General features: G+C 39.9%; 17 protein-coding genes and 1 pseudogene. 2 read left to right on the forward strand and 16 right to left on the reverse strand.

Annotated elements, in window-relative coordinates; genetic code table 11:
* Nucleotides 1-64: 64 nt before the first annotated feature.
* Together CSV67_RS03560 and CSV67_RS03565 are read right to left on the reverse strand one after the other, a co-directional pair.
* Nucleotides 65-1,147: a sensor histidine kinase gene (locus tag CSV67_RS03560; RefSeq protein WP_099630252.1), complete on the reverse strand. Its 1,083-nt coding sequence runs from the start codon at nucleotides 1,145-1,147 to the stop codon at nucleotides 65-67.
* The gene (locus tag CSV67_RS03565) at nucleotides 1,144-1,836 is read right to left on the reverse strand and encodes a response regulator transcription factor (RefSeq protein WP_199173119.1); all 693 of its coding nucleotides are present in this window, start codon (nucleotides 1,834-1,836) and stop codon (nucleotides 1,144-1,146) included. Before CSV67_RS03565 ends, CSV67_RS03560 begins: the two co-directional genes overlap by 4 nt.
* 211 nt (nucleotides 1,837-2,047) lie before the next feature.
* Here CSV67_RS03565 and CSV67_RS03570 point away from each other — a divergent pair, with 211 nt between their 5' ends.
* Entirely contained in the window at nucleotides 2,048-2,437 is a 390-nt protein-coding gene (locus CSV67_RS03570) for a cupredoxin domain-containing protein (protein ID WP_099630253.1), read from the forward strand.
* Between the two features lie 154 nt (nucleotides 2,438-2,591).
* Here the strand turns inward: CSV67_RS03570 and CSV67_RS03575 are convergent.
* The 11 genes and pseudogenes from CSV67_RS03575 to CSV67_RS03625 form a co-directional block, all read right to left on the reverse strand.
* Nucleotides 2,592-2,840 (reverse strand): annotated as a pseudogene (locus CSV67_RS03575) (heavy metal translocating P-type ATPase); the annotation flags it as partial.
* Nucleotides 2,841-3,025: 185 nt separating this feature from the next.
* Nucleotides 3,026-4,225 carry an MFS transporter gene (locus tag CSV67_RS03580; RefSeq protein ID WP_099630254.1) on the reverse strand — a complete coding sequence of 400 codons (1,200 nt, stop codon included), beginning with the start codon at nucleotides 4,223-4,225 and terminating at the stop codon, nucleotides 3,026-3,028.
* A 150-nt stretch (nucleotides 4,226-4,375) separates the two neighbouring features.
* Nucleotides 4,376-6,793, reverse strand: a complete 2,418-nt coding sequence (locus tag CSV67_RS03585; protein ID WP_099630255.1) for a heavy metal translocating P-type ATPase — start codon at nucleotides 6,791-6,793, stop codon at nucleotides 4,376-4,378.
* Between the two features lie 123 nt (nucleotides 6,794-6,916).
* On the reverse strand, nucleotides 6,917-7,117 hold the full coding sequence (gene copZ, locus CSV67_RS03590) for a copper chaperone CopZ (RefSeq protein WP_099630256.1): 201 nt from the start codon (nucleotides 7,115-7,117) through the stop codon (nucleotides 6,917-6,919).
* A gap of 83 nt (nucleotides 7,118-7,200) precedes the next feature.
* Nucleotides 7,201-7,488: a metal-sensitive transcriptional regulator gene (locus CSV67_RS03595; RefSeq protein ID WP_009498348.1), complete on the reverse strand. Its 288-nt coding sequence runs from the start codon at nucleotides 7,486-7,488 to the stop codon at nucleotides 7,201-7,203.
* Nucleotides 7,489-7,702: 214 nt separating this feature from the next.
* On the reverse strand, nucleotides 7,703-8,746 hold the full coding sequence (locus CSV67_RS03600) for a C40 family peptidase (RefSeq protein WP_099630257.1): 1,044 nt from the start codon (nucleotides 8,744-8,746) through the stop codon (nucleotides 7,703-7,705).
* Nucleotides 8,747-9,085: 339 nt separating this feature from the next.
* Complete coding sequence (locus tag CSV67_RS03605; RefSeq protein WP_099630258.1) at nucleotides 9,086-9,661, reverse strand: redoxin domain-containing protein; 576 nt, start codon at nucleotides 9,659-9,661, stop codon at nucleotides 9,086-9,088.
* A 64-nt stretch (nucleotides 9,662-9,725) separates the two neighbouring features.
* On the reverse strand, nucleotides 9,726-10,610 hold the full coding sequence (gene ftsX / locus CSV67_RS03610) for a permease-like cell division protein FtsX (protein ID WP_099630259.1): 885 nt from the start codon (nucleotides 10,608-10,610) through the stop codon (nucleotides 9,726-9,728).
* Nucleotides 10,600-11,286 (reverse strand): cell division ATP-binding protein FtsE, encoded by a 687-nt coding sequence (gene ftsE, locus CSV67_RS03615; RefSeq protein WP_099630260.1) that lies wholly within the window; start codon nucleotides 11,284-11,286, stop codon nucleotides 10,600-10,602. Before ftsE ends, ftsX begins: the two co-directional genes overlap by 11 nt.
* A gap of 403 nt (nucleotides 11,287-11,689) precedes the next feature.
* On the reverse strand, nucleotides 11,690-12,487 hold the full coding sequence (spoIIP, locus tag CSV67_RS03620; RefSeq protein WP_099630261.1) for a stage II sporulation protein P: 798 nt from the start codon (nucleotides 12,485-12,487) through the stop codon (nucleotides 11,690-11,692).
* Between the two features lie 49 nt (nucleotides 12,488-12,536).
* Complete coding sequence (locus tag CSV67_RS03625) at nucleotides 12,537-13,460, reverse strand: plastocyanin/azurin family copper-binding protein (RefSeq protein WP_233192546.1); 924 nt, start codon at nucleotides 13,458-13,460, stop codon at nucleotides 12,537-12,539.
* A 228-nt stretch (nucleotides 13,461-13,688) separates the two neighbouring features.
* Between CSV67_RS03625 and CSV67_RS03630 the strand changes: the two genes are divergently transcribed.
* The gene (locus CSV67_RS03630) at nucleotides 13,689-15,725 is read left to right on the forward strand and encodes a copper-translocating P-type ATPase (protein WP_099630263.1); all 2,037 of its coding nucleotides are present in this window, start codon (nucleotides 13,689-13,691) and stop codon (nucleotides 15,723-15,725) included.
* 158 nt (nucleotides 15,726-15,883) lie between these two features.
* Here CSV67_RS03630 and lgt read toward each other — a convergent pair whose 3' ends face one another.
* The 3 genes from lgt to resB are packed head-to-tail and all read right to left on the reverse strand — an operon-like array spanning nucleotide 15,884 to nucleotide 19,581.
* Nucleotides 15,884-16,693 (reverse strand): prolipoprotein diacylglyceryl transferase, encoded by an 810-nt coding sequence (gene lgt / locus CSV67_RS03635; protein WP_099630264.1) that lies wholly within the window; start codon nucleotides 16,691-16,693, stop codon nucleotides 15,884-15,886.
* A 48-nt stretch (nucleotides 16,694-16,741) separates the two neighbouring features.
* Complete coding sequence (ccsB, locus tag CSV67_RS03640) at nucleotides 16,742-17,932, reverse strand: c-type cytochrome biogenesis protein CcsB (protein WP_099630265.1); 1,191 nt, start codon at nucleotides 17,930-17,932, stop codon at nucleotides 16,742-16,744.
* On the reverse strand, nucleotides 17,932-19,581 hold the full coding sequence (gene resB / locus CSV67_RS03645) for a cytochrome c biogenesis protein ResB (protein ID WP_099630266.1): 1,650 nt from the start codon (nucleotides 19,579-19,581) through the stop codon (nucleotides 17,932-17,934). Before resB ends, ccsB begins: the two co-directional genes overlap by 1 nt.
* Between the last annotated feature and the right edge of the window lie 77 nt (nucleotides 19,582-19,658).

The following is a 19,658-nucleotide window of genomic DNA, read 5'->3' on the forward strand; positions in this document are numbered from 1 at the left end:
ATTCATCGTTTTTTAATGCCCAATCAGTATAGCAATTTTTTATGAACGGACGATGAACAGAGAATTATGCATTCCTATGTTTATTTGATTTATTCATAGCTAATGGGAGTGTAAATGTAAAGATTGTCCCTCTTCCTACTTCACTTTCCACTTGAATGTCGGTTTGATGAAGGACTAATATGTGCTTAACAATGGACAAGCCTAGTCCTGTACCCGCCTTTTTAGTTCGGGCCTTATCTACTTTATAAAACCGTTTCCAAATAGATTGAATGTTTTCTTGACTAATTCCCGGCCCATAATCTCGAATTGAAACTACCGCTTGGTGTTCCTTTTTCAAAAACACTTCGATAGAACTCTCGTGTTTGGAATAGTGTACAGCATTTTGAATCAAATTAACGATCACTTGATCAATTCGATCCGGGTCAGCATATACGTAGATATCTTCTACTTCATCAGATATTAATCCCACATTTAGTTTTTTATTTTCAAATTCAGTTTCCATACGAGCCATCACTAAGCGAACCAGCTCTGATAAATTAAAGCGTACAGGGTGAATTTCCAACTGCCCCGATTCGATTTGGGACATATCGAGAAGATCATTGACCAGCTTAATCATTCGTTCAGTTTGTTCTTTCATAATGGTAAAATAATGACGCTTTCGAGCATTGGGGATTTTATCATCCAGAAACGCACTGGCGAATCCATGAATTGAAGTAAGAGGGGAGCGTAAATCATGGGAAACATTAGCGACAAAATCCTTTCTCATCTGGTCTGTGCTAGCCAACTCATGCGCCATATAATTGAACGTTTCGCCCAGTTCGCCAAGCTCGTCACTCGTCCTGATATTGACTCTCTGATTAAATTCTCCCCTAGCAATAAGAAGCGCAACCCGATTCATTTCTCGAAGTGGAGCGGTAATTCTTTTCGTCAGGTAATAAGTAAATATGCCTGTAATCGTTATTGAAATAATCGAAGATGAGATAAACAAATATTTCATTTGGTTAAAACCTTCGGGATTTAAATGCATATCAGTTAGTTTATTCTGAAATAACAAATAAGAAGCCACCGCAAAAACGAGATGTGACACAATTAAAATGGCTATATATGTGAAGAATAGCTTCACAAAAATACTGTTTATCTTGATCACTCGTTGGCCACCTCAAATTTATAGCCAACTCCTCTAATCGTTTTCACCCTCCAATAAGCGTTGGCATTCCCTAATTTGTCTCGAATCCTTTTAATATGTACATCGACCGTTCTTGGATCCCCCTCATAATCCAACCCCCATATTTTTTCCAGAAGCTGCTGACGTGTGAATACTTGATCTGGATGTGAGGTGAGAAAATACAGTAGCTCCATTTCCTTGGGTGGTAACACAATCTCCCGTTTATCGTAGGTCACCTTATATTGTTTAAAATCAATCTTCAACAAGGGAAGTTCAATAATCTCATTTGTACCTAACATTGGATAAGCCCGCCGCATCACCGCATTTATCCGTGCCATCAGTTCGTTTGGATCAAAAGGTTTTACCATGTAATCATCTGCTCCTAGGTTGAAACCTTTAAGTTTGTCATAGGTTTCGCCTTTCCCAGTCAACATGATAATGGGTGTTTTATCAAATCTCCTTATTTCCTTGCAAACTTCCCAACCATCCATTTCAGGCATCATAATATCTAGAATGACAAGATCAGGATCATTGTCATAAAACATTTCTAATCCCGCCATTCCATCGTTCGCGATGCTAACGAGATATCCACTTTTTTCAGCGTATAAAATAATCAAATCACAAATATAAGGATCATCTTCAATGACAAGAACTTTGATTTGCTTGTTCATTCATCGGCCTCCTCTTATTCATTTATGTCTTATAGTAACATCTTTTTATGAACGGAAAGTGAACACAATAACAGACCACCCACTTCGGCACACTAATAACTGTCATGACTTTGTCTTACTTTCTCCATAGATAATGGATATTTGATAGCTATCATTATGTATAAGAGGGATACAAGGAAATCAATCCCAAAACAAATAGGAGGTATTCATTTTGAAAAAATGGTTATTGGCAACAGTTTTATTAAGTGTTTTGTTTGTTCTTGCTGCTTGCGGTGGAAAAGATACAAGTGACTCAACCGGACAGGTAGAGAACACCGCCCCTTCAGAAACTTCAACCGTCAGCAATGAAATCAATATCACAGGGATTAATTTTGAATTTGATCAGGCGGAATATACTGTCAAGGCTGGCGAGGAGGTTAAAGTAATATTTGCAAACGAAGAAGGAATGCACGGGATTGCTATCGATGAACTTGATGTGGACATAAAAGATGATGGTGAAGCAACTTTTACACCTACAGAGCCGGGTGAATATACTATCTACTGTAATATTCCATGTGGGGCGGGACATGCCGATATGAAGTCAACGCTAATTGTCACATAAACTAATAACTGCTAAGCAATTTTGGATGCGCTTCCGTGATTGTTTTTCACGATTTTAGAATGAAAAAGAGTAGGATTAGGAATAATTTCCCGGTCCTACTCTTTTTAATGCTTATATTTCCACTCGCTTCAATCGTACAAATCATCTACATTCATTACTTCAAATTAACTTTTTGTAGACGTAACGCATTTAACACCAGAGATACTGAACTGAATGCCATTGCCGTAATCGGTATCCAGATCGTATTGTAAATGAATTCTAAAAGTAAGTTCTCCTTAATATTCCGTATTGTTTTTCGGCTCATGGTAATTGCATCCGTAACACTATTTAAATCTTCGAGCATTAGTGGAATGCTGGCTGCCTCTATGGCGATATCCGTATCGGTCCCGACCGCCATTTCGACTCTTCTGTAATTTCATTCGGATTTAAGAGGGAATGGTTTTCAAAATCCCGCACTAGCAGTAACATCGGCTACTAAAGTATGTAATCCCATAAATGAATTATTACTAGCAAAATCACCAGAGAATATGTCAACATATAAATGGCTATTTCTCCTTAAACGAAGAAATAGCCATCATCCTTAAGCGATTACGAACCTTGAATTTCTTTTTTTGGTCGCGCCTCCGCTTTGAAAAGTGGAAAGGCTATTCCCGCAGCAAATAATGCCGCAATTCCAAACACAACAAATGCCGTCATCATTCCCCAATGAAGTACGCCACTAAAAATGAGACTTCCCAAACCAAATCCTACGAACAACATAAATACATTTAGCCCCATTGCCACTCCTCGATTCGGATGAAGATTGGTCACGATTCCTGCCAAAAGCGGCTGTGTCATATCATACCCGAGTGAAAGGATAGCCACCACTAAATTCATCGCAATGAGGGGGAGATTCAAGGCAAATGTGAGTGCAGACAGACCTGAAATAACAATGCCTATCGGTATTAACTTACTCCTGCCAAAGCGATCAGCTAGGCGACCGATTAATGGACCGAGCAAAAGACCGGGAATTCCATAGCCGAGAAGAGAAAGTCCTATCCTCGTTTCATTCAATCCATAATGATTAGCAAAATAAAATCCTAACCAAGTAAAGATCCCTGAATGAAAAATACCATTGAATAAAACAAAGGAATAGGTTCGAATACTCCTTTTTGAAGTAAATAACGCTTTATAAGTTCCAATAAGCTTGCCAAAATCTACGAAACCTTCCTTGGAGGACTTTTTCTCCATGAGGAACCGGTAAGGGAAAAGGATAACCAATATCAATACAGACAAAACAGCTACGCCTAGAAAGAGTCCTTGCCAAGTAATGATAGGCTCAAGTATAGCACCAAAGGCAGCACCAAACGCCATACCCCCGGCCATGGCACCAAAGAGCCATCCCAATGCCCTTCCTCGTTCATGGTAAGGGAATAAATGCCCAACCAAGGCTAAGGCAATCGGGACAACTCCTGCCGCACCAAGCCCCGTTAACAAACGTAGGACAATCATCGCTGAAACGGATTTAACCAGAGCTGTTAAGGCAGTAAGAAGAATGAAAGCGATGAGTGAACCAAATATCACTGGTCGCTGGCCAAAACGATCTGAAAGTATACCATAAACCAGTGTCGTAACTCCGTAAGTAATCAAGTACGCTGGAACGATAAGTCCGGAAACTTTGATAGAAACGTGAAATTCATTGGAGAACATTGGAATAAGCGGAGCAACCATGAACGCCTGGAAGAAAATGAGAAGGGTTGCTCCGGATAGCACCCATAGTAGTTGATTTTTTTTATGATTTTTCTCCATTCATAATAACCCCTTTTTAAAATCATTCAAAGATAGTAAATAACGTACCACACTATTTTTAAAAATATAATTTCTTTTTCTGGTACTATAAAAAACCATTCCAACTCTTGAAAGGAGTTGGAATGGACTCTTTTTATTATTCTTTTTGTGTTAATTCTTTAAATTCACTTTCTGAAGACGTAACGCATTCAACACAACAGATACCGAACTAAATGCCATCGCAGCGCCCGCAACCCAAGGCGCTAACAGACCAATTGCCGCAATTGGGATTCCAACCGTGTTGTAGAAGAAAGCGAAAAATAAGTTTTGTTTGATGTTACGCATTGTTTTTCTGCTCATAATAATCGCATCTGCAACACTGTTTAAATCGCCACGCATAAGCGTAATATCTGCCGCTTCAATCGCAATGTCTGTACCTGTACCGACAGCCATTCCAATATCAGCCATCGCAAGTGCTGGGGCATCATTAATTCCGTCGCCGACCATGGCAACTTTCTTGCCTTGATCTTGTAGCTTTTTAATTTCATCACTTTTTTGTTCTGGTAACACTTCTGCGATCACATGGGATAGACCGACTTGGCTAGCAATGGCCTCTGCGGTTCTTTGATTATCACCTGTTAGCATAATGACGTCCAGACCCAATTCCTGCATTCGTTTAATTGCTTCTTTAGACGTCTCTTTCACCGTATCTGCAACTGCAACGACACCCGCAAGTTGTTGATCTACAGCAATGAGCATTGCTGTTTTCCCGTCACGTTCAAGTTTTTCCATGGAAGCTTCAGAATTTAAAATGGCTATTTTTTGTTCTTTCATCAATTTTCTTGTGCCAACCAATACTTCTCTACCACTAACAATGGCTCGAATACCATAGCCTGGTAATGCTTCAAAATCTGTAGCTTCAAGAAGGGATAGCCCTTTTTCTTTCGTGCCAAGGACAATCGCCTGTGCCAATGGATGCTCGGATTGATTTTCTGCTGTTGCAACTAACTGTAGAACTTCATCTTCTGTAAAACCCTCTGTCACTGTAATATCTGTTAAAGCAGGTTCTCCTTTTGTAACTGTTCCTGTTTTATCCAATACAACCGTATCGATAGAACGTGTATTCTCTAAATGTTCTCCGCCTTTAAAGAGTAAACCCATTTCGGCAGCTCTACCCGAACCTGCCATAATCGACGTCGGTGTTGCCAGACCTAGCGCACACGGACAAGCAATTACCAAAATCGTAATTGTTGGAATAAGTGCCGAACGGAAATCACCGGGTGTTACCGCAAAATACCAGATAAAGAATGTAGCAATCGCGATAACAACAACTATCGGCACAAAAATGCCGGAAATTCGATCGGCCAAACGTTGAATATCTGCCTTGGATCCTTGTGCTTCTTCAACTACTTTTACAATTTGTGCTAATGCTGTATCTTTCCCCACTTTTGTCGCTTTAATTTGTAATGAACCATTCTTATTGATGGTCGCACCAATAACAACGTCACCAGCAACTTTATCAATCGGAATACTTTCACCCGTAATCATCGATTCATCAATTGCAGAACGCCCCTCGATAATTTCCCCGTCCACTGGAATACTTTCTCCGGGCCTAACAAGGATTGTATCCCCTGTGACGACTTGTTCAATTGGTAGCTCTTGTTCAACACCGTCTCTTAAAACTCTAGCTGTTTTTGCTTGTAACCCTAATAATTTTTGAATCGCTTGGCTTGTTTTTCCTTTTGCACGCACTTCAAATAATTTACCTAATACGATTAGTGTAATAATGACCGCTGCCGCTTCAAAATACAGTCCTGGATCTCCGACACTTCCTGCATTCATCCATTCAAACGATAAATAAAGACTGTAGAAATACGCCGCACTTGTACCGAGTGCAACCAATACGTCCATATTGGCACTTTTATTTCTAAGCGAATTAAATGCACCTTTATAAAACTGGGCACCAACGATGAATTGAACCGGTGTCGCAAGTGCAAGTTGTACCCACGGATTCATGAAAATTGCGGGCAGGTAGATAAACGATAGAAATTCAAAATGTGCAACCATCGTCCATAACAAAGGAAATGTTAAAATAGCCGAAAAAATGAACTTATTCTGCTGCTTTTTGATTTCTTTTTCTTGATGATCTATCTTGTCTTTCCCGTCTTGCTTGGGCATTAATTCATAGCCCATTTTCTTAACAGCTGTAATCATATCGGTCGTTTCAACTTGTTTACTATCATATTCGACAGCGATTGTTTCGAGTGCAAAGTTGACGTTGGCACTTGAAACACCATCCATTTTACTAATTCTTTTTTCAATTTTCGTTGCACATGCCGAGCAAGTCATCCCCGAAATATCAAATGTTTCTTTTTCTTGAACGATACTATAGCCAAGTTTTTCAACTCTCTCCATGAATTCATTCACATTGGTTTTATCAGGGTCATAGACAATCGTAGACCTTTCCATTGCATAGTTGACGTTTGCTTTTTCGACACCTTCAATTTGCGACAAACCTTTTTCGATACTGTTTGCACAAGCAGAACAAGTCATACCATTAATTTGCAAGGTTTTTTCTGTTGTAGCCATTTACTCTCCTCCTATACTTGATGGGGGTATATAATTTTGAAAAAGAAAGATTATACCGATATGGTACAATCCTATCCACCGACTTATACCCCCATGTGGTGTAAGCGGAAATTCTTTTATATGTTAGACAAGATCGTAGCCTTGATCTTCAATCGTTTCTTTAATTTGAGCCAATGTCGCTGCATTGTCGAATTCCACAGACACTTCATTATTGTTTAGGTCTACTTTAACTGCGGAAACACCCGCAAGTTCCCCGACATTCGTTTCGATTGAATTCACACAGTGATTACATGACATACCTTCTACTTTTAAGATTTCTTTCATATTAAACGCCTCCTATTTTGTTGTTATTATTAATTTAACATACCCCGTACCAGTATGTCAAGTGAGATATCTTACTATATTTCTTATTTTGTCATTGTTTTCATGACACTCATCAACTCTTTAATCGCCGCTTCACCATCTTGCCCTTTAATTGCGTTCGCTACACAATGATGTGTATGATCTTCCAGCAGAGCTAATGAAACTTTATTCATCGCTGATTGAATCGCGCTAATCTGATGTAAAATATCTACACAATAACGGTCATTCTCAACCATTTGATGAACGCCTCTCACTTGTCCCTCGACACGTTTTAATCGATTAAGAAGCTGTTGCTTATTTGGCTGAACTGTTGTTTTCGAAGTTTCTTGCATGATCTTCCCTCCTTGTATAAGTACTTATACCCTGTACCCCTATAATAACACTCTCCTTTTTCAAGGTCAATTTATAAGCAGATGTGATTTCATTAGGCAGCATTCCACTTTTCAAACTTTTCGGACTGATCTCCATTCTTCCACTAACAAAAACATAAAAAGGGCGTACATCTTTTATATTGGATGTACGCCCACGCTATATATAATAGAATCCTTATTTGTGAGATACTGCGGTGAATACGGCCGCAGCGAATTCTGCACGAGTCGCTTCTTTTCCTACACTAAATCCTGGTTTCTGAAAGACTTGTGTCTGATCAAGTGTCTTCAATGCACGAATTGCTTCTGAAGCCCAGTGACTTGTCGGGACAACATTATGATTAGATGCGACTTGTGATTTACCATCGATTTGTCCCTGAAGATCGAATGCCCGATCGACGATAGCTGCAAGATGTGCAAGTGTCAGTTTGTCGTTAATGCCGAATTCACCTGTTCCATAACCTTGAAGGATTCCCGCTTCATTCATAGCCGCAATGTCAGCCGAAAATGGGTGATTTGGCGCGACATCCTTAAATGTCACACCAGTTGATGCTTCTAATTTAAGCTCCCGATTTATCATTGCAGCTGCTTGTCCCCGAGTAATCGAACTTTCAGGTTTGAATGTGGAGTCTCCATAGCCAGTTATAACCCCACTTTTGTTTAGTGCAATGATTGCCTCGAAAGCAGGATGCTTTGTCGATAAATCTTTAAACACATCACTCATCTGCTCAGCAGGTGTTTCCTTTACTGATTCAACAGCTTCTTTCGTGTTTAATACACGTTTTGCCCCCGCGTATTTAGGCGCCCAATATGGATCTGTCTTTAGATTCGCCTTCATGACCCCACGGCTTTTCGCCGATATGAACTCGTCATTCCCTAAATAAATTCCAGTATGGGAAATACCTTTCTTGTACGTATTTGCAAAGAACACTAAATCTCCTGGTTGTAACTTGTCCTTACTAACCGCAGTTCCCACTTTGAACTGATCCGCGGATGTTCTCGGTAGGCTAATGTTGAAATTATTAAATACATATCTGATATAACCCGAACAGTCAAATCCAGAAGTGGTTGTCCCTCCGAACTTATAAGGTGTACCGGAAAACTTTTTCGCATAGGTTGCAATCTCATTTGAAGTTGCCGCACTAACTTTATTTGACGATATAAATGGTATTATACTAATAAGAAACACAGCCATTAGTATTTGAACAAATCGTTTTCTCATTCTCCACCTCAACTATTTTATTGATGTCTTTTTTCGACATCTTTATTTATCTCTTCCTGTATAACTTTAGCATAATAACTATCATTTTCACTTTACAATCGCAATACATTCGCATGACAAAACTAAGGATTAATTAAGGAGAATTAGTGCAATGTTTTAGCAATTTATTTTGCATCTTCTATATGCTAAGCACAAAAAAACGCCTAGATTTATAATCTAAACGATTTTTTATATCCACGATTTTCATTGACGGTTCCCACCACACTGTGTTCGGGTATTCTCTAGTAAATGAACAAAAAAGTCATACAATAGTCTAAAGTCTGGCCCTAGTTTCATCTATTATAGATTATCAACAAGTTCTTTTATCGTTTTTTCGTCCATCGGTCCAATAATCTTATGCTTAATTGTTCCATCCGTGCTAATCATATACGTCGTAGGAATTGTCATAACCCTATACATATCCATTACTTCACCATCATTATCAAGCGGAATAGGAAATGTTAGCCCATACGCATCGACAAATTTCTCGATGCTTACGAGCCCTCGCTCTTCCGTCGTCAAATTAACCGCGATGATTTCTACGTTCGCGGAATCCTTATTTTTCGCGTAATAATTTTGCATATGCGGCATTTCCGCCTTACACGGACCACACCACGATGCCCAGAAATTAAGAATAACTTTTTTCCCCTTATAATCCGTCAGCTTGATTATGTCACCCGAAAGAGTAGAAAGTTCAAAATCAGGCGGTGTATTTCCTTCTTCTAGCCCGGACTCGTACTCAGTCGTTGTAGTATCCGCTCCAACAACAATCGCATCGATTGGCTCTGCTGTTTTCATATTCGACTTAACCGTCATCACAATCAACATACCGATAATTAAAGCTGTTATTACAAGACCAACAGTTCGTTTCTTCACAACGTCCCTCCATAATTTTTTCAATCTACTAGCTAAGACCTTTGCAACCCGCCCGCCTTTCTTTTTAGGCTTTTATAAACTTTTGAACTGATATAAAACTCCCCCAGACACCAATAAAGAGACCCATGAATAAAAGAAGCCCATTCAGCTGATAAATAAATGGCGTCACACTAAGAAGTTGAAGGAATTCTCCTTCCAGTTTCGGTTCAAGAAACTCGTATAGATTAAAATAAGTTATTGTCATAATTAACATTGGCAAAATTGCTCCGAGAATCCCAAGCCACATACCTTCAAAGAGGAATGGAATTCGGACGAAATTTCTTGTTGCACCGACAAGCTTCATAATTTCGATTTCCCTTCCTCGTGCAACAATCGTAATACGAATCGTATTCGAAATGAGGAACATTGCCGTAAAAAAGAGCGCAACGATAAGAACGAGACCAACATTACGGCCTGTATTCAACACTTTAAACAATTTCTCGATTTTTCCTTCACCGTAAATAACTTTGTACGCATCATCGTACAATCCAATTTCCTTTGCGATAGTTGCCGTTTGCTGCGGATTCGATGCTTTCACGTAAAACACATGACGAAGGGGGTTATCTTGTTTATATAAACCAAGTTCGTCTCCATATCCTTTGATCATCTTTTCTAGTTCCTCAGCATTAGAAATAAATTGGATGCTTTCTACACCGTTTGTCTCAATAATCTTTTGTTCAAGTACCGACACCGCCGATTCATCAGCAGCAAGATCTATTAAAACTTTTATTTCCACATCTTTTTCAATATCATCTGCCACTTTATTTAAATTCATCATAAGGACAATAAAGACACCGACGAGGAGAAGTGTGACAGTAACTGCGCTAACAGACGCTAAAGTCATCCATCTGTTACGATCTAGGCTTTTGAAACTCTCCCGAAGATGTCGTCTGAATGTTCTAGCTTTCATAGCCATAGCCACCTCCGACTTCATCTCGGGTGATTAATCCACCTTCAATCGCAATGACTCGGTGCTTCATCGTATTGACAATCTCTTTATTATGAGTAGCCATCACAATCGTCGTACCGCGGGCATTAATTCGTTCAAGCATCTCCATAATCTCCCATGATATGGCTGGGTCGAGGTTGCCTGTCGGCTCATCTGCAATAACGACTTTTGGGGTGTTAACAATTGAACGTGCAATGGATACACGTTGCTGCTCTCCGCCTGACAATTCATTCGGAAACATCCGTGACTTATGCGTAAGTCCGACAAGTCCTAGAACATCATTCACTTTTTTTCGAATTTGTTCTGGCGATTCCTCGATTACTTCAAGTGCGAATGCTATGTTTTCATATACATTGAGTTTTGGCAAAAGCTTAAAGTCTTGAAACACGACGCCGACTTTTCTTCGCAAATAAGGAACCTGACTATTTCGTAGCGTCGCTAAATTAATATCATCTATGATGATGTCACCACTTGTTGGCACTTCTTCACGGTACATCATTTTTATAAATGTCGATTTTCCAGCGCCACTGGGACCGACAACAAATACAAATTCTCCACGTTTAATTTCTATATTTATGCCGTTTGATGCAACGACACCGTTCGGGTATTTCTTGTAAACCTTTTTCATTATAATCATCCTAATACCGCCTTAATATTAATCTACATCTTTTAAACAAGCATTATGTTTAAGTTTCTCCCCCACTGATGCACTTGCGACTAATAACTATTTTTCAAGACTATCTCTCCTCCTTACAGAATTTTATTTTACTCTGTATTTATGCACTTTTAAGGGAGAAGCTAAGATAAGTTCGTAAAAAAGAAATTGCGAGAGCCCTTAATAGCTCCAAAAGGAAGTTATCAAGGGCTCTTTGAGTAAAATTAATATTAATGACCAGGGTGTCCGGCGCCGATGCCGATTTAGAAAGCCGGAATTACTCATATTTTTAAATTTTTGACACTTGGATCATGTATGTTTAATCCTATTTAAACTAATTAAAGAACAGTGTTGAAAAAGCGATACTTCAATGTCTGATTTTGTCCTATTTAAGTAAAACTTGAGAGACAGCCTTTGCAAGTACAGCCGTTGTCCTATTTAGTTCTGCTTCATCATTTCCAATTCCACCTATTTCAACGAGCATAAGACGTTTATGAAGATCCTGATTATATTTTCCATCTACACCATGCCCTGATTTAAATACGATTTTCTTAGTTATATTTGGAACGATCTGTTCCATTTCGAGCATCAGTCTTTCAGCTAATTCCTGATTCAATTTGAAATTAGCGTGATCACCACCGATAACGAAAACAACTTGCGCAAACTTTTCTCCTTTATAAGTGACTGTCGTCCTATCCGCTTTAAGCGAATCCCGATGAATGTCGACTATTATATCGTAATCCCCATCATTCAAGGCTTTCTGTACATATGGCCGAACAACATCATACGATTTATGATACGGAATTCCCGCTTTATTCATTTCGGCCGTAACATCAACGTCAATAATATCCGTCCCCACTCCATTAACCTCCAACTGGGTTTTTACTTTTTCACTGAGAGCCATAATATTCACTTCCTGATGGGAAACAGCAATTTTCCCATCATGCTCTAGAGTGATCGGTTCAAATGCTTCATGTGAATGAGTATTATATAAAAGGGCACGCATGTCTGTTTGTACTTCGGATTCTGTTTCGAAGATGTTTGCTGCATAAACTAATTTTCCCTCATCGGTATGAACAACTACTCCCTCTTCAGGTGTTGTCTTCGGAATCATTTCCAAAATGATAGGGAATAAGAAGAGGATAAAAATGAGTGAGCACCAGATTTTCAACGATTTTTTCATGGACAACCCTCCGTCAACCAATATATGTAGCTTGGGTATGTTAAAGTATTTAAGCTACAATAAATCGTCCAATCATCCCTAATTCCTCATGCCCTGGAATCGTACAATAAAATTCATAAATGCCAGATTCAGTTAAAGTAAATGTTAATGTCTCCGTTTTTTCAGGTGCAGCATGTAGATGCAACATATCTTTATTTCCCCCATGATTGTGTTTGGTTCCCTTTATCATGCTAAAGGAGGAAGTCCGGATTTCAATGTCGTGCTCAACCTTATCCAGATTTGTAAGAGCTAGTGTGACTGGTTTATTTTTTTCTACAATAATTTCATTTTTTGAGTACTTCATTTCAGCAGTTTCTATAGCAATAACTTGGCTATTCTGATTAAATTCCTCTGTATTATTAATTGTCGGTGAGTGTCCGCTATGATGTAAATCCGAATTCATCAGTTTCTCGTTCCCTTCCGCCAATGAATTTCCCGCTATCATATACACTACGATTAAAAATGAAAGCAAGAGTGGTTTTAACAACCATCTTTTATTTTTTATTTTAGTTTTTTGAGGAGTTTTTAAAATGATAATCACAAAAACTGTACTAATGGATAGAAATAAAAATATCTGTATTAAGTTGATTGACTCGCTTACATTAATCATTTCACCTAACATTGCCCCCATCATGCCACCCATCAATCCGGCCATTACTCCTTCTAACACGGAGAGGATTCCGAAACAAAACCCACACAAAGCACCCGCAAGTATGCCTATGGCAATTGATAGTATTGTTGAAAAATATAAATTCCCTTGATAGGTTACACCTAATAGAACGCCGGCGGTCAAACCAACATTCATCCCAAAAAACATTGATATAATCATTCCTTGCATAGATCGAAATGTTTTTTTCCAGATTATCGCTAGCGTAACGACGACAAATGTTAACAAACCAAGCGAACCTAATATAAATAATTCATAGTTCCCCATCATACCCCACCTTTTTTAAGCTATAAAATATTTATGTTTACCTAGTGCAACGAAAGGTTATATACCTTATAAGGGTATGTAATATGAACAGTCTAAATGACTGATATGCGGGAATATTTGTGTGTTCCATAGGATAAAAACTACTTAGGTTGTGCATAATTTCTGCATCTTTAATGAGTATACTCAAGAAATACTGGTAATTAGATAAATCAGAAAGGAGTTAATTGTATGTCAAATCATTCACATCATCACCATGAAACTAATGGGAACCATCATCACGAGGAAATAGATTCTCATGAAGGGCATCACGGACACCATGATCATCACGCACATATGGTAGAGGATTTCAAAAAGCGATTTTACATTTCACTAATTATTACAATCCCTATTTTGATTCTGTCACCGATGATTCAAATGTTTCTTAGTGTTGACTGGCGCTTCGCGGGAGACTTGTACATTTTATTTGCACTCTCAACATTTGTATTCTTTTATGGAGGATGGCCTTTCCTTACAGGGGCAAAGGACGAGCTGAAAGATAGAAATCCCGGCATGATGACGCTGATTACATTGGCTATAATCGTGGCTTACGTATACAGTACAGCTGCGGTATTTGGTTTTGCAGAAAACGATTTCTTTTGGGAATTGGCTACACTAGTTGATATTATGCTTCTTGGTCACTGGATTGAAATGCGTTCTGTAATGGGGGCTTCAAAAGCTTTGGAAGAGCTTGCCAAGCTGATGCCTTCTGAAGCGCATCTGATTGACGAGGACGGCAATATTAAAGAAGTTGACGTAACCGAGTTAAAACATGGGGATCATGTACTCGTCAAGCCTGGAGAGAAAATACCGGTGGATGGACAAATACTTGAAGGCAAGTCAACAATTGATGAGTCAATGCTGACAGGTGAATCGGTTCCAGTTGATAAGGAAGCAGGTTTGGAAGCCATTGGCGGATCAATAAACGGCGAAGGTTCGCTTGTCATTTCCGTTATGAAGATAGGGAGCGAGTCTTATCTCTCACAAGTAATTACCTTAGTTAAGGAAGCTCAAGAATCCAAATCACGAGCCCAGGACCTTGCCAATAGGGCTGCAAAGTGGTTGTTCTACGGCGCACTGGCGGCAGGTCTGATTACTTTCTTGATTTGGACTTCACTTGGGTATCCTGTTTCATTCGCTATGGAAAGAATGGTGACAGTTCTAATCATTGCGTGTCCACATGCTTTAGGGCTAGCAGCCCCGTTAGTAGTTGCCGTCTCAACATCCATTGCAGCTAAAAATGGACTTCTCATACGAAATCGAGCAGCTTTTGAAGGCGCCCGAAATATTGAAGCTGTCGTTTTCGATAAAACAGGTACACTTACGAAAGGTGAGTTCGGTGTAACGAATATCTACACATTTGGAGATTTCAGTGAAGAAAATGTCATTTCCTATGCCGCCGCAGTCGAGGCTCAATCCCAACACCCCCTTGCAAAAGGTGTAACCAGGAAAGCCGATGAAATGGGCATCTCTCTTCAACGAGTGGAGAATTTCCAATCATTGACCGGTAAAGGTCTTGAAGGGACAGTAGATGGAAAGCAGGTCTTAGTCGTCAGTCCCAGCTATGTAAAAGAACTGAACCTTGAATTTGATAACGTTCAATTCGATAAGTGGTCATCGGAAGGAAAAACTGTGGTATTCACGTTGATTGACAGCAAACTTTCCGGGATGATCGCCCTTGCAGATATTGTCCGCGAAACAGCTGTAGATGCCATTAACAAGCTAAAAGAAATGAACGTCAAATCAATTATGCTGACAGGCGATAATGTAAAAGTGGCACATTATGTAGGTGAGCAACTTGGAATGGAAGAAATTTTTGCTGAAGTCCTTCCGCATGAGAAGTCTGAGAAAATTGAGCATATCCAAAATGTTGAGCGTCTTCGAACTGCAATGACTGGAGATGGGGTAAACGATGCCCCCGCTCTAGCGAAAGCAGATCTCGGTATTGCGGTAGGCGCTGGAACTGATGTAGCCATTGAAACAGCTGATGTCGTTCTTGTCAAAAGCAATCCGCTTGATGTTGTAAATATTATAAAGCTTTCGAGGGCTACCTATCGCAAAATGACGCAAAACTTGTGGTGGGCTGCTGGTTATAATATTCTTGCAATTCCGTTGGCTGCGGGTGCTCTCTACAAATTCGGAATTGTTCTGAGCCCGGCAGTCGGTGCTATATTAATGTCCCTAAGCACCGTTATCGTAGCGATTAATGCACGCTTGTTGAAAATCTGATGTAGTGATAATAATTGTATAGCATTTTCCGATACAAAAACTCCATGGATATTCTCCATGGAGTTTTGTCTGCTTCTTTCTCAATTGTGTAATTTTGTTTATTGCTAATAAAAACCTGGTTCCCCTCTAGAAGCGATTCTAATTACAAAAGTACTTTTCTAATCATCTTGGTAATTTACATCCACTTTCTGGATATAACGCCTGATAATAAAAATGACGACTGCGGTGACAACAGCTACTACAGACACAAGCTGCGCCGCCCGAAGTTCACCTAAGACATATAGGCTATCCGTCCGGATCCCTTCGATGAAGAACCGCCCGATGGAATACCAAACGAGGTAAAACAAGAATATTTCGCCGCGCTTTAAGTTCACTCTGCGCAACAAAATAATGATGATAAGCCCCACAAGGTTCCATAGCGATTCGTAAAGGAATGTCGGATGATACGTCACGCCTTCAATCGTCATTTGATTCATGATCCAATCCGGAATAATTGTCGTCTCAAGAAACTTTTCGGAAACGGGGCCACCGTGCGCTTCTTGGTTCATGAAATTGCCCCAACGGCCGATTAATTGGCCGATCAGAAGCCCAGCAGCAGCAATGTCGACTGTTTTCCAGAAGGAAATGCCCCGGCGTTTAGTATAAACATACGTCGTAATAAATGCACCGATCAGCGCACCATGGATAGCGATGCCACCTTCCCAAATTTGAATGATTTGCCCCGGGTTTTCTTTGTAATAATCCCAGGAGAAGATGACATAGTAGATCCGTGCACTGATGATTGAAATCGGAACCGCCCAAATAAGTAGATCCGTCAGAAAATCTGGATGCATCCCACGTTTCACCATTTCCTTCTGGACAACAATAAATGCAAGGACTATACCGAGCGCGATTAGAATCCCATACCAACGAATCCCTATGGGTCCAAGTGAAAATGCGACCGGATTAATTGTAAGTAGATTAATCATGTATCAACCTCTCTCCTCCCGATTTGATTTATCTGAGGTGTGTCTTTGTCATGCGTATGAATGCAGTCCCGCAATAATCAAGTTAACAGCAATTAAGTTGAACATGATGATGATGAAACCAATGACTGCGAGCCATGCCGATTTCTTGCCTTCCCATCCACGGGAGAGCCGTAGATGAAGATAGGCTGCATAGAATAGCCATGTAATAAGTGCCCATACTTCTTTCGGGTCCCATCCCCAAAATCTGGACCACGCTTCATGTGCCCAAATCATTGCGAAAATAAGCGCCCCAAGTGTGAAAACTGGGAATCCGATTAAGACAGAACGGTAACCAATTTCGTCCATAACTTGAGAATTTGCCTTTTTCGCAAACGGCTGGAACAATGTCGCGACTGGACGACGTAAAATAAGTCTAAGCAACAAATAAAGCACAATACCCGTTGCAACCGACCATACAAGCGTCGTTAATGTCTTTCCGTTGACGATTGCAGGCATTTCCGCAAGTGGCGTCATTTTATCTGGTGTAAGCGATTCGTACTCATTCATACCGAATAACGGCGGATAATTATAGACAACTTGGGCTTGTTGTTCATTTTGATTAACATAAGTGAATTTCGCTTCATATCCCATAACAGCAAATGTCGAAGAAGATAAGATGAAACCGACAACAAGTATTAGTGTGAACATAACTGATTCCAACCAAAACCGCTGCTTCGACTTTTTCGTCAAGTCGATATTTTTCAACAGGTACACGAGTCCTGCCACTGCACTGATTGCAAGAATCGCCTCACCGATTGCAGCTGTAATTACGTGAACCGTCAACCAATAGCTTTGTAACGCTGGGATGAGCGGTGAAAGTTCCCTCGGGAACATACTTGCATATCCGATGATAATGACTGCAAGTGGCAACGCGAACAAGCCAAGCGATGGCGTTCTGTAAATGAAAAACAATAAGATGAACGCCCCAACAATCATCATTCCAAATGCAGTCGTAAACTCAAACATATTACTAACTGGGGCTTGTCCGTGTCCAGTAGCTATCCAACGTAAAACAAAGTATCCCAAATGCGATATGAATCCAATGATTGTAATTACAATCGCAATATTTCCCCATCGGTTGTTTTGATAGGTTGCTTCCGAATTTGTACCTTTTACCGCTCCACCAAAAAACATCGTGGCAACAAGATAGGCAATAAATGAGACTAGAAGCAAATTAGCACTTAAAGACGCAAGTTCCATTATGAATTGTCCCCTTTCACTTCATCCGAACTGGACTCAGCATCTTGCCTATCTTCGTACAGTGGCAGGTTTGCAAAATCTTTCACTTTATCCAGATCCTTTTTTAACCCAAACCAGTTTTTATTTGTATGGCCAGCAACGAATAGTTCATCACCTTCGCCTTTTTGAATCCATATCCTTCTATGATTCCAATAAGATCCTTGAGCGACTCCAATCATAAAAATAATTCCTCCAAGAAGTAAAATATATAATGTCTTGTCTTTACGGATTACGAGTCCGGTAGCATCACGTGTTTCAGCACTAAGAAACGTTGCTTTGTAATCATTCATTTCCGTTTCAAGTGTATGACGTATCTCTACAAAACTCATTTCACCATCCGGTTTTGCAGGTGTTACCATTTTGAAAATGAATGCAGGATTGTTCGGTATTGGTGACTTTGATTTCGGCTCACCATCTTCCATGCCATCAAAATCCGGATAAAAATCCTTCAATTCCACATACGTGCCTTCTCCTAGACGGTAAGTTGGTTCGGGATTGATAAGGTCAACAGTGAATTCCCCAAGTGATGTATCCGATGCTTTTTCTGTTAGCTGGAAAGTCATCGATTTCAGTTCATCGAGTTGATAATCCATCTGGAAAACATTAAATCCGTCAAAATTAAGCGGTTTGTTTACGATGATTGAATAATCTTTGACAAACTCCAACTGTTCGGACTGACCTGGAAGGCCACTCTCCGTTTCTTTATATAACGTGACATCCGATTGGTAATTACTCACGATTGTTCCAACTCGGTCTATTGCCTGACTGAAAACAGCGTCGTCTTCTTTTGAATAAGTATCGAGAATGAATTGATTGTTTTCTAAATAGTATCCCGGTGCACCTGGGATAGCACGTGTCTCTCCCTCGCGAAGCCACAGTGTTTCATCGACATAAAAACCCGGAAGGCCTCGCAGTAGCACACCAAGAAGAAAGATGATTAGCCCAGTATGGTTGACGTATGGACCCCATCTTGAAAATCGACCTCTTTCTGCTAAAATCGCCCCATCTTCCGTTTTCACTTTGTAACGAAGCGCTTTTAGTTTCTCTTCCGCTTTTGTCATTGACATATCGGCATCAGCAACTGTGCCTAAACCGTAAATCCGTTGTCTTCTCATGAATGAGACATGGCGCTTCGTGCGTTGCTTTTTCAATGATTTGTATAACGGAATCACCCTATCAATACTAGCAATGATGATGGAAATACCGAGCATTCCAATCAACGTAATAAACCACCAGCTGTTGTACATATCATAAAATCCAAGTTTATAATACAGAACGCCGGCAGTACCATAATGCTTTTCATAATAGGCCGCGATGTCCACTTCTCTTACAGCAGGAACAAATAATTTTTGCGGGAACAGTGTTCCAATTGCTGAAGTGGCAAGAACTACAATAATAATACTAACGCCTATTTTAACACTAGAGAAAAAGTTCCAAATTTTATCGACAATAGACTTTTTATATGTTTGGGATCTTCTTGCAGAACCTTCGTATCTCATGTCGATAAGCTTACTTTTTTTCGCCTCTTCTGTTTGTGGCCTTCCACATCGCTCACAAAGTACTGTACCAAATGGGTTTTCGTGGCCACATTGGCATGTGATTTTGCTCATTTTGAATTGACTCCTTCATCTTTTTCATATTTATGAATGAGAGTATCTAGCGGTATATTAGAACTCCATAATCCTCC

The organism is Sporosarcina sp. P2 (assembly GCF_002743255.1).
GTDB lineage: Bacteria > Bacillota > Bacilli > Bacillales_A > Planococcaceae > Sporosarcina.